Origin of the sequence: Azospirillum sp. B510 (assembly GCF_000010725.1) — a bacterium.
GTDB classification, from domain to species: Bacteria; Pseudomonadota; Alphaproteobacteria; order Azospirillales; family Azospirillaceae; genus Azospirillum; species Azospirillum lipoferum_B.
On sequence record NC_013854.1, the window covers coordinates 41,961 to 56,858 of the forward strand.

The following is a 14,898-nucleotide window of genomic DNA, read 5'->3' on the forward strand; positions in this document are numbered from 1 at the left end:
AAAGAAGCGTGCCGGGTCTTAGACCGACTTCTTCTTGTCGTCGTGGACTTCCTCGAAGTCGGCGTCAACGACGCCCGGCTCGTTCGGCTGGGCGCCCGGCGCCTCGCCGCCCGCCGCCGGGGCCTCGCCCTGGCCGGCCTTGTACATCGCCTCGCCCAGCTTCATCGAAACCTGGGCCAGCGCGTCGGTCTTCGCCTTGATGCCGTCCAGATCCTCGCTGTCCAGCACCGACTTCAGCTCGGCGACGGCGGCCTCCGCGGCGGTCTTGTCGGAGGCCGGGATCTTGTCGCCGTTCTCCTTGATGGTCCGCTCGGTGGTGTGGATCAGGGCGTCGGCGTGGTTGCGGGCGTCGACCAGCTCGCGGCGCTTCTTGTCGGCGTCGGCATGGGCCTCCGCGTCCTTGACCATCTTCTGGATGTCGGCGTCCGACAGCCCGCCCGAGGCCTGGATGCGGATCTGCTGCTCCTTGCCGGTCGCCTTGTCCTTCGCCGTGACGCTGACGATGCCGTTGGCGTCGATGTCGAAGGTGACCTCGATCTGCGGCACGCCGCGCGGGGCCGGCGGGATGCCGACCAGGTCGAACTGGCCCAGCGCCTTGTTGTCCTGGGCCATCTCGCGCTCGCCCTGGAAGACGCGGATGGTGACGGCGTTCTGGTTGTCCTCGGCGGTCGAGAAGGTCTGGCTCTTCTTCGTCGGGACCGTGGTGTTGCGGTCGATCAGACGGGTGAAGACGCCGCCCAGCGTCTCGATGCCCAGCGACAGCGGGGTGACGTCGAGCAGCAGGACGTCCTTGACCTCGCCCTTCAGCACGCCGCCCTGGATGGCGGCGCCGATGGCGACCACCTCGTCCGGGTTGACGCCGCGGTGCGGCTCGCGGCCGAAGAACTGCTTCACCGCGTCGATGACCTTGGGCATGCGGGTCATGCCGCCGACCAGGATCACCTCGTCGATCTCGCTGGCCTTCAGGCCGGCATCCTTCAGGGCCGCCTTGCAGGGCTCGATCGTGCGCTGCACCAGATCATCGACCAGGGCTTCCAGCTTGGCGCGGGTCAGCTTGATGTTGAGGTGCTTCGGACCGGTCTGGTCGGCGGTGATGAAGGGCAGGTTGACTTCGGTCTGCGTGGTGGACGACAGCTCGATCTTCGCCTTTTCCGCGGCTTCCTTCAGGCGCTGGAGGGCCAGCTTGTCCTTGCGCAGGTCGATGCCCTGCTCCTTGTGGAACTCGTCGGCCAGATACTCGATGACCCGGCTGTCGAAATCCTCGCCGCCCAGGAAGGTGTCGCCGTTGGTCGACTTCACCTCGAACACGCCGTCGCCGATCTCCAGCACGGAGATGTCGAAGGTGCCGCCGCCCAGGTCATAGACCGCGACGGTGCCGGACCCCTTCTTCTCCATGCCGTAGGCGAGTGCCGCGGCCGTCGGCTCGTTGATGATGCGCAGGACTTCCAGCCCGGCGATCTTGCCGGCGTCCTTGGTGGCCTGGCGCTGGCTGTCGTTGAAGTAGGCCGGGACGGTGATGACCGCCTGGGTGACCTTCTCGCCCAGATAATTCTCGGCGGTCTCCTTCATCTTGGTGAGGATGAAGGCGCTGATCTGGCTGGGGCTGTACTTCTTGGAGTGCGCCTCGACCCAGGCGTCGCCGTTGTCGCCGGAGATGATGCGGTAGGGAACCAGGCCCTGGTCCTTCTTGGTCAGCGGATCGTCGAAGCGGCGGCCGATCAGACGCTTGATCGCGAAGAGGGTGTTTTCCGGATTGGTGACCGCCTGACGCTTGGCGGGCTGGCCGATCAGCCGCTCGCCGCCCTGGCTGAAGGCGACCATGGACGGCGTCGTCCGCGCGCCCTCGGCGTTCTCGATCACCTTGGCGCTGCCGCCTTCCATCACGGCGACGCACGAGTTCGTGGTGCCGAGGTCGATACCAATCACTTTGCTCATGTTCAGCCTCTTTCGTTCGGCAGATGCGTGGCGGCCCGTCTGGTCAGGCACCGCCGCGATCCCCATTGGGTCGGTGAAACGTCGGTGGAGCGCGTGGGGGTCCGGTCCGCGGAAAGGCGATGCTGGGAAGCGTCGCTCCCTGGTCCGGCCCGTGCTGGCGGAGATATAGGCGGAGCCGTTTCGGGCTGCAACAGGGCGGCGCAGCTTTCGGCCCGCAAAAGCGGGGAAAATGCGCGGCGGCGACATCCTCCCCCACAGGGCCGCCATATCCATGAACTCCCCAATAGAATACCAGTGTATTCGAGTGCCTAGAAATGAATATTCCGATAATCACTCGCGTTGATACAAATCGTCACAGATGTTACAAGTGATTAATGGTTCGATATTGAATCATCCAAGGGAGTTAACCTTTCATTAACAAGCAACGGCGTGCAGAGTATGGAGGAATCAATTCGCAGTTGCTGTGATTATTCATAGTTTTGAGATTCTAATAGTGAAACTCCGAAAGAGATATGCTATCTCTTCTGCGCTATGAGGGTAGACCGCAAGGGAATGGACTGGCGATGCCGGTACCAGCCACCGGAGCATGCGGTTCCCTGCGAAGCTGGTCACACAGGTGTGAAAGGGAAGCGCGATGATGGACGAACGACGCGATGTGGCCCTGGCGATCAAGTCTTGCCTGGACAGCCTGATGAGCGATGCGACGCGCTGCGATCTCGACGATCTGGTGCGCTTCCTCAGCCTCGCCGCCCTCGCCGCGGAGGAGGCCGCCGTCGCCCATGATCCGAAGGCCATCCGTCTGAGGGCGATGATGGCGAGCGGTGCCGGTCACTGCTGACCCGCAATCCCCGCCTGTCCGGATCCAGAAGGGGCGGACGTCCGTCCGTCCTGCGGTTCGAATCCCCGGTCGAGGGATCCCCATTGAGAGTCGAAAATTCACCAAAAAGCCCGGCCGGCAGGTTCGGGTCGTGACAGTCGTAGCGACCGTTCTCCGCCAAGGTTTCAGATTATTTCCGCGTTGCGGATGGCGTCGTCGATCCGGCCCAGCATTTCGGCGCATGACTCGTCGCCATCCATCAGGTCGGGCAACGCGAAGCTGAACATGGCGACCGCGGCGACGGCATCCCGCCCGCCGGCGGGCGGGCGTTCCGCTCCGACCAGCCACAGGTAATGGGTCTCGGCCCGGCCATCCTCTTCCGTCCGCATCATCGCCTGGGCGATCACGGCGCCGTCGGCCCGGCTTTCCACCGTCCGGTCCCCCGCCCGCGGATCCTGCGGCCTGACGAAGCGCAACGCCATTTCCCGCAGGGTGCCGGCGGTGCCGCCGGAGTCCGGCCGTGGCGTCACCCTGTCGGTCACCAGCCGCAGCACGCCGACGGCTGGCGGCGGCGGGCGGAAACTACCCACGGGCTGTCCCTCATGCTCCTCGACATCGACCGTCCAGCCGGCCGGCAGCCGGAAGCGGACGGTGTCGGCCCATCCGATGTCGGAGCCGATCCCGTTCTCCCGCCCGATCGGTGATTGTGTCTTGTCGGTCATAGCCCGCTCCCGAAAATTACCGCGCGCACTCCCAACGGTGCGCTGGGACGGATCACCCCGGTGGCGCGCCCGACAATGCGCCCGGTGATGCGCCGGAGCCGGCACCATAGGCGGCCCGGACCTTCCCGCCAATAGCTCGGCGGCAAGGACCGCGGTGGCCGGTCACTCCGGAATCAGGAACTGCACGCCCAGCCAGCGCCAGCGGCCCTCGGCGGCCGGCAGCGTGCAGTTGACGCGGGCGCGGCCTGGCGGGAAGGGATCCTTGATGCGGACCTCCACCCGATCCTCGGCGATGCGCTCCAGGGCGGTGCGGCCCTGGCCGGTGGCGAAGCAGGCCAGCTTGGAGCTGTCGCCAACCCCGTCGGCGATGGTGAAACCCAACGGCGGCGGGTTGACGGTGACCAGGGGGTCGTCGGGCGTCAGGTCCGACACCGGCAGCGGCAGCGCGTTGGCCGCCAATTCGAAGCGGTCGGCGCTGCCATAGGTCTCGTTCATGACGAAGCGGGGAAGGCTCCAGGGATCGGCCTGCGGGTGCAGAACCCCCGATTGCTGGCCGAAGGCCGCGGTGAAGCCCTGATCGATCACCAGTTGCCGCACCGCCAGCGAATATTCCCCCTGCGGGTAGGCGATGATCGCCGGGCGCCGTCCCAGCTCGGCCTGGAAGCGGTCGGACATCCGGCGCAGGTCGGCGGCCACCTGGTCCGGGCTGCGCGCCAGCAGCGACTGGGTGGAGGTGCCGAGCGCCCCGATGGTGACGCCGGCCGCCGCCAGCTGGCGGATTTCGCTCCAGGTCATGTGGGCGGGAGACCCGCGGTCCACCGGGTCGGTGGCGACGAACAGGGTGAAGGGCAGATTGGCCGCCTTCAGCCGCGGCCAGGCTTCGGTGAAGGCGGAACGGCTGGCCTCGTCGATGGTGATCGCCACCGTGCGGTCGGGCAGCGGCTTGCCGGTGCGCAGCGCGTCCAGAATCCTCGGCAGCGGCAGGACCTGATAGTCACCGTCGGTCAGCTCGTCCAGATGGGCTTCGAACTGGTCGACGCGGATGCTGATCGAGGGATTCTGATCCTCGCCGAAGCGGTCATAGGCGAAGACCACCGCGCTGGCGCCCGGCGAAGGCGCGGAGTCGGCGGCGGCGGGCCGGGATGCCGGCACGAACGCGCTCCAGAAGGACAGCGCGGCGGCGGCAAGTACCGTGACGGCACGACGGAACGGCATGGCGCCCTTGCGGAAAAGGCTGATCGGGACGACCTCCGCCCCGACGCAAATGATGTGCCACAGTCGCCGCGGTGCGAACAAGCGCCGACCGCCGCTTTCCCGCGGAGAACAGCGATGCGGTGCGCGCGTGCAACAATGGAACCTCGCCAAACCGGCGCGGGTCGGGATGCCGCCCCATCCTTCCCATCGGCAACCCTCACATCAGCCTTCCACCCGCCGCCGCGTCGGTCAGCAGCGGATAGCGTCCGGCGTCCGGCAACTGGTAGTGCCACCATTCCGACGGGTAATGCTCCCAGCCGGCCCCGACCATCACCCCGAGCAGCAGGGCGCGGTTGCGCTGCTGTTCGGTGGTCAGATCGCTGCGGCCGTGGTGCGACCGCTCGGTCATCGCGTCGAAACCGGTGCCCATGTCCAGCGGCTCGCCCATGCCGTTCACCAGCGTCAGGTCGATGGCGACGCCGCGGGTGTGGTTGGAGCCCTGCCGAGGATCGGCGATGTAGGTCGGATCGGAAAAGGCGTGCCAAAGCCTCCATTGCGCCTCGGCGGGGCGGAAGGCATCGTACACCCGCAGCCGGCAGCCTATGCCGCGGGCCAGCCGGATGGCGTCGCCAAGCCGCCGGGCCGCGTCGGGGTGCAGCAGGCACACCGCCGAGCGGTAGATCGGGACGCCCGACAGATTGTCGGCGGTGGCGTAGAGCAGCTCCAGCTCGATGTCGAAGGCCGGGGGCGTGATCTCGGTCAGCATGAAATGGGCAACCGTCGGCGCATGGGGAGGATGAAGCTCCTCTAGCATGGCCGTGCCGCCATCTGCCATGGTCGCGGATCTGCCATGCCCCCGCCGGCGGACCCGTTCCGGGGATCGGCGCCGGCAGGCGGCATGGGGATGTTGGCTTGCGTGGTATGGATCGGCCGGCGGCGGGATGCCGAGGCCAGGAGGGCGGAGTGATGAAGGTTCTGGGTCTGGATACGGCGACGTCCGGCTGTTCGGCGGCGGTGTGGGACGGATCGTTTCGGGATGCCGGGCAAGCCGATGAGGCCGGTCAAGCCGATGGAGCGCGCGTGACCGTCCGGCGCAGCCCGCCGATGACGCGCGGGCAGGCCGAGCTGCTGGTGCCGCTGGCGCAGGAGGTGCTGGCCGACGCCGGTGTCGGGTTCGCCGATCTCGACCGCATCGCCGTCACCGTCGGACCCGGCGCCTTCACCGGGCTGCGCATCGCGCTGGCCGCCGCGCGCGGCATCGCGGTCGCCCAGGGGCTGCCGGTGATCGGCGTCACCAGCTTCGACGCCATCGCCCATGGCGTGCCGGCGGCGGAGCGCGCCGGCCGCTTCCTGCTGGTCGCCGTCGACAGCCGGCGGGCCGAGCCCTTCCTCCAGCTCTATGACGCGGCGCTGGCCCCTCTCGGTGAGCCGGCGATGCCCGATCCGTCGGCCGTCTCCGCCTGGCTCGAGGCGCTGTGCCCCGCCGCTCCGCTGCTGCTGGCCGGCGACGCGGCGGCGGCGCTGGTCCCGTTGCTGGGCGGTCGGGCCGATCTGGCGCTGGCGTCCGGCGACGGGTTGCCGGATGCCGCCGTGGTGGCGGCGCTGGGGGCGACGCGTCCCACCGGTCTGCCGGCCGAGCCCTTCTATCTGCGTCCGCCCGACGTCACCCTGCCGAAGGCGCCCGGACCGAAGCCCTCCCCCGGACCGGGAGCGGCCGCATGATCGCCGACGCCATCCGCCTCCACCCGGCCGGCCCGCTGGAGGCCGCGGTGGTCGCGGCGTTGCAGCAGGCCTGCTTTCCCGACGACCCGTGGGACGAGGCGTCCATCGCCACCTTGACGGCTCCGCCGGCCGGCTTCGCCGTCATCGCCGCCGATGCGAGGGATCGGCCGGTCGGCTTCGTCATGGCCCGCGTCGCGGCGGATGATGCGGAGATCCTGGCCATCGGCGTGCTGCCGCGGGCACGGCGCGGCGGCGTCGGCCGCCTGCTGGTCGAGGCCGTCGTCACCGGATCCCGTGACCTGGGGGCGACTGCGCTGTTTCTTGAAGTCGCCGAGGATAATCCGGCAGCATGGAGTCTATACAAGGCTTGCGGCTTTTTTTCCGTTGGCCGCCGTCCCGGATATTACAAACGCTCCGATGGTCCTGTCGCGGCGCTTGTCCTCCGTCGCAATCTGGGCGGGGAATAGGGATTAATTTTTTCTGACGATCAGGCGGTGAATCCCCTCCGGCTCCTCCAGTCTTTCGGGGTGGACAGACAGAATGCAGTGCCCCAACTCGATCAAGGATCGTGGAACGTTTTCCAAGGGTTCGCCGGCATTCAGCCGGACTTCGAGGGTCTGCCCCGCGTCCATCCGTTCCACCATCAACTTGGTCTTGACGAAGGTTAACGGACAAACCTGGGAGGTGATGTCGAGAAACAAGTCAGCGGACATTTTTTCGGTCACCGATTCCTCTTTGCGACAAAGGATGGATATTGCACGGCGCAGCAAACCTCTTTATATGGTGAGGTACATATGCTGCGGAGCAAGCTTACATGACCAACGGGTCCCCTTCCAACGCGCTGTTGTCTCTGACCACAGAGATCGTGGCGGCTCATGTCTCCAACAATACAGTGGCACTGACCGATCTTCCGACTTTGATCGAACAGGTCTACAAGTCGCTGGCCAATGTCGGCGTCGAACCGGTGGTGGCGGAAGAGCGGCCGCAACCCGCCGTGCCGATCAAGAAGTCGGTCACCCCCGATTATATCGTGTGCCTGGAAGACGGTAAGAAGCTGAAGATGCTGAAGCGCCATCTCAAGACGGCGTACAATATGACTCCAGAGGAATACCGTGACCGCTGGGGCCTGCCGACCGACTACCCGATGGTCGCGCCGAACTACGCCCGTCAGCGCAGCTCGCTGGCCAAGCAGATCGGTCTCGGCACCCGCGCCCGCCGCGGCGCGTGATCGGATAGGGGTTCCGCAGGGCGGAATGGCGTCGCGACGCGCCGCCGCCCCTGCCCGACCCCTTCGGTCCGCCGCTTCCTGTCGGCCCGTGTTGGCGGCCCGTGTTGTCCACCCTTGCTGATGGCGGATCGTCGACGTGATGGAACGGTCCGGGAGTGCCGGCTGACGGCACGCCGCGATCCTGGCTACGATGTCGGTTGACCGGCAACCGGCGGATCGTGTTATGCACTTGTGGTGCGTGCGACGCTGTCCGTACCGACCTGGCCGCCGTGGTCCGGTGACGGCAGTCCGGCGCGGCGCACAGTTCCGAACCATCGCAGCGGACCGTCGACATGGCTGATGCAAGCTTGGACCAGCCGGGCATGACCCGGACGAGCCCGGAGCGGCGCGAGACGTCAGCGCCCGGGACCGCGCCCGACGCCGTCGGCGTCGAAAAGGACACGGACGTCGAACGGCTGATGGACGGCATCCGTCTCGGCACTCTGGAGGTTCGGCTCGCCCGTTCCGCGGAGGAGATCGACTGGGCGCAGGCTTTGCGCTACCGCGTCTTCTATGAGGAGATGGCGGCGATCCCCTCTCCGGCGATGCAGGCCCAGGGCCGCGATTTCGATGATTACGACGGCGTCGCCGACCATCTGCTCGTCATCGACCATGCCCGCGGCAACGGCCCCGACATGGTGGTCGGGACCTATCGCCTGATCCGCCGGCCGGCCGCCGAAAAGGTCGGCCGCTTCTATTCCAGCGACGAGTACGACATCGGCCGCCTCGCCAGCTATCCCGGCGAGGTCCTGGAATTGGGGCGGTCCTGCGTCGATGCCGGCTATCGCTCGCGCGGCAGCATGCAGCTGCTGTGGCAGGGCATCGCCGCCTATGTCTTCCAGCATGACATCGCCCTGATGTTCGGCTGCGCCAGCCTGCCGGGCATCGATCCGGACGCTTTGGCGGAACCGCTGTCCTATCTCTACCACCACCATCTGGCCCCGGCGGAGCTGCGGGCGACGGCATTGCCGGAACGTTTCGTGTCGCTCGACCGCATGCCGAAGGACCGTATCGATCCGAAGCGTGCGCTCAACATCCTGCCGCCGCTGATCAAGGGCTATTTGCGGCTCGGCGGTTTCATCGGTGACGGTGCGGTGATCGATCATCAGTTCAACACCACCGACGTGTGCATCGTGGTGAAGACCGATCTGATCACCGACAAGTATTTCAAGCATTACGAACGTCGCAGCCGCGACAATCAGACCGGCTGAGGCGATCATGACCCGCACCGCCCGCGCCCTGGGGTCCTCCGGCCGCGGCGCCCTGCGCCTGACGCTGTATCTGCTGTGGACGCTGCTGCTGATCCCGCTGCAAGCCCTGGCGGTGGCGCGCGGCTGGCGGCTGTGCCGGACCCTGCCCGCCTTCTATCACCGGGTCTGTGCCCGGTTGATCGGGCTGGAGGTGGTGGTGCGCGGCAAGCCCGCGGCCGACGGACCGGTGCTGTTCGTGTCCAACCATTCCTCTTATCTGGACATCACGGTCCTGGGCTCGCAGATCGCCGGGTCCTTCATCGCCAAGTCGGAGGTCGGGAGCTGGCCCTTTTTCGGCGTGCTGGCCCGGCTTCAGCGCACGGTGTTCGTGGAGCGCAAGGCGCGCGGCACGGTCGACAAGCAGCGTGACGACATCGGCAGCCGACTTGATGCCGGCGACAGCCTGATCCTGTTTCCCGAAGGCACCTCCAGCGACGGCAACCGCACCCTGCCCTTCAAGACCGCCCTGTTCGCGGTGGCGGCCCGCCGCATCGACGGCCGCCCGCTGGCGGTCCAGCCGGTCAGCGTCGCCGCCACGCGGTTGGACGGCATCCCGATGGGCATCGCCTTCCGCCCCTTCTATGCTTGGTATGGCGACATGGATCTGGCGCCGCACCTGTGGCAGGCCTTCCGCCTGGGCGGCATGACGGTGGAGGTGGAGTTCCACCCGCCGGTGACGATCGACGGCTTTTCCAGCCGCAAGGCGTTGGCCGAGCATTGCCAGAGGATGATCGCCGACGGCGTCGCCCGCGCGATCTCCGGCCGTCCCGACGCTCCGCTGCGGGCGAAGCACGCCGCGCCGCCGCCGGGTGTCGCCGCCGCTTCCGGGAGCACTTGAATCCGCTCTTGTATCCGCCGTGGCGGTCGCCTATAAACAGCGGGCGCGCGGGTGTAGCTCAATGGTAGAGCAGAAGCTTCCCAAGCTTACGACGAGGGTTCGATTCCCTTCACCCGCTCCAAAATTCCCTAGGAAAATCAACGCCTTGCGCGAGTTCCTGGGCTCCTACCCCGAAATATCGTAGACTTTTTGGACCAGTTTGGACCACCCGCGGTCCGCTGGTGTGGTCCAATCTGTCTGGGGATCGGGGCATGGCGACGATCGACAAGCGTGGTGACTACCAGTGGCGAGCCCGTGTCCGCCGCAACGGGAAGTCCGAGACCAAGACCTTCGAGAGCTACGAGGCTGCCCAACGCTGGGCGCTGGAGCTTGAGGGCAAGCTCGTCGGCGATGAGTACCAGGATCGGCGGCAGGCGCGTGCAACCACCCTCGCGCAGGCGTGCGCCTGGATGGCCGAGCACCTCGACCGGCGGCAGGCCGACACCAAAAACAAGGTCAGCAAGCTCAACTATTGGCAGGGCAGTGAGTTCGCCGACTGGTCGTTGGTGTCGCTTCGCCCGGCCGACTTGATTCGCTGGCGTCGCCGGGTTCTTGATGAGGACGGTGCCGACGATGGCGAGGTTGCCGGGCCGGAAGCTGAGGTTGGGCCGCAGACAGTCGTTCACCGTCTCAACGTCCTGGCGCAGATCTACCAGCGCTGGTCCTTGGCTCACGACCAAACCCTCAACTGCCCTGTGACCAAGGGCGTGCGCCCCAGCCTGCCCGGCGGGCGGGACAGGCGATTGGATCCCCATCATGACGAGGACGGCCACGACGAGGAGGTCCGCCTCCTCGCCGCTGCCGCCAAATCGTCGCGGCCATGGTTGCAGGCGGCGATCGTGATCGCCCTGGAGACCTGCATGCGGCAGGCCGAACTTGCGGGGTTGGCGTGGGATCGTGTGCGGCTGGACGCGGCTTACCCTTACGCCGACCTTCTCCGGACCAAGAACGACCGCCCCCGTCGCGTTCCGCTCTCCGCAAGGGCCGTCGAAGCGTTCGCCAGCCTGCGCCCTGACGGCACCATCGCGGCCATCGGCAAGCGTCCGGTCTTGCCGGTTGAAACCGGCCGGGGCGTCGCGCATGCTTTCCGCGACGCCGTGTCCGATGCGGAATTCCCTAACCTAAGGTGGCATGATCTGCGGCATGAGGCCATCAGCAGGTTGTTCGAGAACACCGACCTTCGAGACCACGAGATCATGGCCATCAGCGGGCACCTGCGCCCAGAGATGCTTGCCAGATACACCCATCTTCGGGGTGATAGACTGGGAGCGAGGTTGCCGGGCGGCAGGCTGCATAGGAAGAGCGGTGAATCATGAATCGCTATTCTTTTGACCTGATCATCAAGCATTCCAATGAGACATCATTAAAAGTTCGAAAAGAGTTCCGAAAAGAAGTCTCTAACGTTAAAACAATATTTACAGTTCTTGATAATCTCTTTCGAGGGAAGGAGCAGTATCCAATAAGTCTACAAAGAAATGTACAGCTTGCACTTATATCAAGATTCACAAACCACATTTTTTCCCTGTTTTTACTTAACGAAAGAGGTTTGATTCTTGATGCATTCAACGCATCACGTTCCGCAATAGAGACCACAGCTTTCTATTGGCTGGTCTGTGTGGATCCCGGCGCCGCGAACCTGTACCAAGGAGAAAGAAGTTTAGCGCCTGTGAAAGTAAGGGAAATGCTAGAGGCTCGAGGAGTAGACGTGAAGGATCTACGAGAGCTCTACAGCCTCGAAAGTGGAATCAGCCACGTCGGCAACGACTCCGATAATCTCCAAATTAGATGGGAGGAGAAGAAGAGTGGAAAACTTCTGATTGGTGGCAGCTTCGACCCTGAAGTACAGAAGCATATACTCAACTCCATACCAGCTATGGCCGCCATGTTCGTCCAGCACGACCCTGACTGCACCGTTACCTATGAATGACGGGAACCTCCATGGAGGCGCCTTCCTGTCTATGACTTTGCTGGAATCGCGCTAAGTATTTGACGACGAACAACTTCCTTGCCTACGCCACCATGGCGATCCTACCTTGGGTTGGCGGGTAGCAAGCCATGTTTTCGCTTCGCGAAAACCGTTGACCACTCCCTGCGGTCGCGGACAACGGCTTGCCCTGCCGGGGGCTCAGGGAATGGATACGCAGCAGCGTCGAGGCCGAGGCGGTCGCCCCCGCAGCTCCTCCCCACGCACCGCCCAGGTGTCGGTGCGCATCTCCCGCGACGAGCGCGCCCGCCTGGAGGAGGCCGCAGGGCCGCGCGGCCTCGCCGAGTACCTGCGCGCCGCCGGTCTTCGGCGATCGCCCCGGATCACCCGCAACGTCCCGGCCTTGAACGCGGAGGCGTGGCGCCAGCTGGCGCCGGTCCTCGCGAACCTCAACCAGTTGGCGCGCGCCGCGAACGAGGGGCGCCTCGTCCCGTCGGCCAAGGTACTGCCGGTGCTGGCCGACCTCGCCGTCGTTGCGCGCGCGCTGCGGGCCGCCCTGCTGGGGCAGACGGCCGAGGACGAGGACGCGACGTGATCGGCAAGCTCACCAAGGGCCGAGGCGCACGTGGCCTCGCCGAGTACTTGCTCGGTAGCCACGACCACAGCGGTGAGGAACGCCCCCGGGTGGTCGTGCTCGGCGGAACCTTCGCCGGGCAGCCCCCCCGCGAGCTCTCCCGCGAATTCGGCCAACTGCATGCGCTGCACCCTTCCCTCGGGGTCCACGTGGCCCACGTCAGCTTGCGCGTGCCAACCGACGAGCGCGCCCTCAGCGACGAAGAGTGGCACCGGATTGGCGCCAGCTGGGCCGAGGGTATGGGGTTCGATGGATACGTCGTGGTCGGGCACGGAGACCACGTCCACGTCGCCGCCTCGCGGATCCGGCTCGACGGCTCCGTCGTCTCCGACTCGAACGACTGGGCGAGGAGCGAGGCCATCGTGCGCCGCATCGAGGAGGTGCATGGCCTCCAACGGGTCGAGGCGTCCCACCTCCTCGAACCCGAGCGCGCGGTCACCCACCGGCGGGCGCCAACCGCCGCAGAAATCGCCATTGCCGAACGGGGCGACACCCCGGCCGCACAGGTGATCGCCGACGCCATAGCGGCGCAACTTGACCGTGGCCCCATCGCCGCCAGCGACTTCGTGAAGCAGTTGGAGGAGCGAGGCATTGCCGTCCTGCCGAACCTCTCCACGACCGGCAGGCTCAGCGGATTCGCCTACGAGTTTGAAGGCCACCGCGTGACCGCCAGCGTCATGGGGCGTGGCTTCACTTTGTCGAACATGACCAAACGAGGGCTGGAGTATGACCCGGACCGAGACCTTGAACCGCTCCGTGCGCTCTGCCGCAGCCGTGCGGACGGAGACCCTGCGCGCCGAGATGAACGAACTGGAGCAGATGAGCCAGGACGTGGCCGAGGCGCTGAAGGATCTGCAAACGAGCCGGGCGCAGACCGTCGAGGACTTGGCGCGCCAGTTGGCGCCGCTCGCGGCGGCCATGGCGTCACTGACGGAGGAGACCAGGCGCACGTTGGAGCGCGTGACCCAGCAATCGGCGGCGGGTCATCAGCAGGCAGTGACAGCGGTCAGGGGCTCGACCCAGGCAGCCCAGCAGGCGGCGGACCAGTTGCGGGCGGGGATGCTGCGGGTAGAGGACCAGACCAGGCGCTTGCTGGAGGGGCTGCGCGACGCGAGGGAGACGCCGCCGCCCAGCCCGTGGCCCCCGGCGCTGGTGGCGGCCGTGGTGCCGCTGGCGGCGGTCCTGTGGCTCGCGTGGCGGGTGGGGGTGATGCCGAGCCTGTGATGCTGGAAGGGGACGATGCCGATGCAGCCGGACGATTCCTTCGTCGGTGGGCGGCGGCCGAGCGCCGCAGGCTGACCGCCAACGCCACTCGGCAGACGATCACCGGAGAGGGACTGCCGTCCCTGTCTCTGGGGGGCGGGGGCAAATCTGTTGACGCCGGCGAGCGGCGTCAACGTCAGCAGAAACCTGAAGAGGAGCGCCGACCAATGCCGCAGCCGACCTGTTCCCCCGCGACTGGCCCGGCCTTGCAGCGCGTGCAGGCCCTCGCCGGGCTCGTCCCCTCAGGCGACCGCACCCTTGATCAGGTTCGCCGCCAGCTGGCCGCGTTCGGAGCCGAGACCTACGAGTTCCAGCCGTTACCGCCGAAAGGGTCCGACCTCCCCAAGGAGCGGATCCGCCGGTCCGACGGCGCCGGGGTGGAGCGGTCGCTCGGCTGGCTCAAGCGGATGAACATGCAGGGGTATGACATCTACATCCGCCCGGCCGCACCGGACGGGCACGCCGCGCCGTTCGTGTTCGTGGACGACATCGGCAGCGACGTCGTCCAGCGCCTTGAGGCCGACGGGCTGCCCCTCGCCGTCGGCATCGAGTCCAGCCCCGGCCGTTACCACGGGTGGGTGCGGGTGGGCACCGGCCCCGTGGATCGCGCGGAGGTCACCGAGGCTGCCCGCCTCGTCGCGCAGCGGTATGGGGGCGACCCCTCGTCCGCGGATTGGCGTCACTACGGCAGGCTCGCCGGGTTCACGAACCGGAAGCCCGAGCGGCGCACCCCAAGCGGCCAGCCCTTCGCGATGCTCCGGGCAGCCTCGGGCGGCAACGTCGCCCCGGCCGCCGAGAACCTGCTCTCCGACGCCCGGCAGGCGATCGAGTGGGCCGAGCGCGCCCGCCAGCGAGCCGAGCAGGAGCGTCGGAGCCTCGCTGCCTACCGAGGCGACCGACGCCAGCTGGAAGGCGCTATGGCGGCATTCCTCGACGTCCGCGAGAAGGTCCGCACCGCCAAGGAGGGCGACCAGTCGGCCCGAGACTACGGTGCCGCGTTGGCGCTGCTGCGCCGCGGCTACACCGACGAGCAGGTGGCCGCCGCCATGCGGCAGGCGTCCCCTCATGCAGAACAGCACAGGTCCAGTCGGGATTTCGACTATGCCGAGCACACGGTTGCCAAGGCCCGCCGCACCATCGATTCCACGCCCTCGCCTTCGAGGGCGCCCGGACCACGGAGACGATGATGCGCGACGATGACGCCGACGACCTCCCCCCTGAGCACACCCCATACGCCGACCTGCTGCGTTGGCTGACGCAGCGCCTGGGGCGCCGTCCGACTCTCGCTGAGGT

16 protein-coding genes, 1 tRNA gene and 1 pseudogene are annotated in these 14,898 nt (G+C 66.7%); 13 read left to right on the forward strand and 5 right to left on the reverse strand.

The genetic code is table 11. The features are described from left to right. Window positions 1-18: 18 nt before the first annotated feature. Window positions 19-1,935 carry a molecular chaperone DnaK gene (dnaK, locus tag AZL_RS00210; RefSeq protein WP_012972669.1) on the reverse strand — a complete coding sequence of 639 codons (1,917 nt, stop codon included), beginning with the start codon at window positions 1,933-1,935 and terminating at the stop codon, window positions 19-21. A gap of 634 nt (window positions 1,936-2,569) precedes the next feature. Here dnaK and AZL_RS00215 point away from each other — a divergent pair. After that, window positions 2,570-2,773, forward strand: a complete 204-nt coding sequence (locus AZL_RS00215; RefSeq protein ID WP_012972670.1) for a hypothetical protein — start codon at window positions 2,570-2,572, stop codon at window positions 2,771-2,773. Between the two features lie 164 nt (window positions 2,774-2,937). On the opposite strand, the gene AZL_RS00220 is transcribed toward AZL_RS00215, so the two are convergent. The 3 genes from AZL_RS00220 to ddpX all read right to left on the reverse strand — a co-directional run bounded on the left by AZL_RS00220 (window position 2,938) and on the right by ddpX (window position 5,434). Then, window positions 2,938-3,474 carry a hypothetical protein gene (locus AZL_RS00220; RefSeq protein WP_042442201.1) on the reverse strand — a complete coding sequence of 179 codons (537 nt, stop codon included), beginning with the start codon at window positions 3,472-3,474 and terminating at the stop codon, window positions 2,938-2,940. A gap of 162 nt (window positions 3,475-3,636) precedes the next feature. Further along, window positions 3,637-4,689, reverse strand: coding sequence for a polysaccharide deacetylase family protein (locus tag AZL_RS00225; RefSeq protein WP_012972672.1), 1,053 nt, complete (start codon window positions 4,687-4,689; stop codon window positions 3,637-3,639). Between the two features lie 196 nt (window positions 4,690-4,885). Then, entirely contained in the window at window positions 4,886-5,434 is a 549-nt protein-coding gene (gene ddpX, locus AZL_RS00230) for a D-alanyl-D-alanine dipeptidase (RefSeq protein WP_012972673.1), read from the reverse strand. Between the two features lie 200 nt (window positions 5,435-5,634). On the opposite strand from ddpX, the gene tsaB reads away from it, so the two are divergent. Next, window positions 5,635-6,390: a tRNA (adenosine(37)-N6)-threonylcarbamoyltransferase complex dimerization subunit type 1 TsaB gene (gene tsaB / locus AZL_RS00235; RefSeq protein ID WP_012972674.1), complete on the forward strand. Its 756-nt coding sequence runs from the start codon at window positions 5,635-5,637 to the stop codon at window positions 6,388-6,390. Then, window positions 6,387-6,857: a GNAT family N-acetyltransferase gene (locus AZL_RS00240; RefSeq protein ID WP_012972675.1), complete on the forward strand. Its 471-nt coding sequence runs from the start codon at window positions 6,387-6,389 to the stop codon at window positions 6,855-6,857. The genes tsaB and AZL_RS00240 overlap by 4 nt, the downstream gene beginning before the upstream one ends. A 3-nt stretch (window positions 6,858-6,860) precedes the next feature. Here AZL_RS00240 and AZL_RS00245 read toward each other — a convergent pair whose 3' ends face one another. Next, window positions 6,861-7,115 (reverse strand): sulfurtransferase TusA family protein, encoded by a 255-nt coding sequence (locus AZL_RS00245; RefSeq protein ID WP_012972676.1) that lies wholly within the window; start codon window positions 7,113-7,115, stop codon window positions 6,861-6,863. An 89-nt stretch (window positions 7,116-7,204) separates the two neighbouring features. Between AZL_RS00245 and AZL_RS00250 the strand changes: the two genes are divergently transcribed. The 10 genes and pseudogenes from AZL_RS00250 to AZL_RS36775 all read left to right on the forward strand — a co-directional run bounded on the left by AZL_RS00250 (window position 7,205) and on the right by AZL_RS36775 (window position 14,792). Further along, window positions 7,205-7,618, forward strand: coding sequence for a MucR family transcriptional regulator (locus AZL_RS00250; protein ID WP_012972677.1), 414 nt, complete (start codon window positions 7,205-7,207; stop codon window positions 7,616-7,618). A 332-nt stretch (window positions 7,619-7,950) separates the two neighbouring features. Beyond that, the gene (locus tag AZL_RS00255; protein ID WP_012972678.1) at window positions 7,951-8,868 is read left to right on the forward strand and encodes a GNAT family N-acetyltransferase; all 918 of its coding nucleotides are present in this window, start codon (window positions 7,951-7,953) and stop codon (window positions 8,866-8,868) included. A 7-nt stretch (window positions 8,869-8,875) separates the two neighbouring features. Continuing rightward, complete coding sequence (locus AZL_RS00260; protein ID WP_012972679.1) at window positions 8,876-9,745, forward strand: lysophospholipid acyltransferase family protein; 870 nt, start codon at window positions 8,876-8,878, stop codon at window positions 9,743-9,745. Window positions 9,746-9,792: 47 nt separating this feature from the next. Continuing rightward, window positions 9,793-9,866: transfer RNA gene (locus AZL_RS00265), tRNA-Gly, on the forward strand. A 130-nt stretch (window positions 9,867-9,996) separates the two neighbouring features. Continuing rightward, window positions 9,997-11,100, forward strand: coding sequence for a site-specific integrase (locus AZL_RS33215; RefSeq protein WP_012972680.1), 1,104 nt, complete (start codon window positions 9,997-9,999; stop codon window positions 11,098-11,100). Further along, complete coding sequence (locus AZL_RS35170) at window positions 11,097-11,711, forward strand: hypothetical protein (protein ID WP_148219138.1); 615 nt, start codon at window positions 11,097-11,099, stop codon at window positions 11,709-11,711. Before AZL_RS33215 ends, AZL_RS35170 begins: the two co-directional genes overlap by 4 nt. Before the next feature lie 271 nt (window positions 11,712-11,982). Further along, window positions 11,983-12,303 (forward strand): plasmid mobilization protein, encoded by a 321-nt coding sequence (locus tag AZL_RS36165; RefSeq protein WP_052293601.1) that lies wholly within the window; start codon window positions 11,983-11,985, stop codon window positions 12,301-12,303. 95 nt (window positions 12,304-12,398) lie between these two features. Further along, window positions 12,399-12,674: pseudogene (locus AZL_RS37590) on the forward strand (relaxase/mobilization nuclease domain-containing protein); the annotation flags it as partial. Window positions 12,675-13,068: 394 nt separating this feature from the next. After that, complete coding sequence (locus AZL_RS36770; protein ID WP_042442206.1) at window positions 13,069-13,566, forward strand: IncQ-type mobilization protein MobB; 498 nt, start codon at window positions 13,069-13,071, stop codon at window positions 13,564-13,566. A 206-nt stretch (window positions 13,567-13,772) separates the two neighbouring features. Then, complete coding sequence (locus AZL_RS36775) at window positions 13,773-14,792, forward strand: DNA-primase RepB domain-containing protein (RefSeq protein ID WP_052293602.1); 1,020 nt, start codon at window positions 13,773-13,775, stop codon at window positions 14,790-14,792. Window positions 14,793-14,898: the final 106 nt, after the last annotated feature.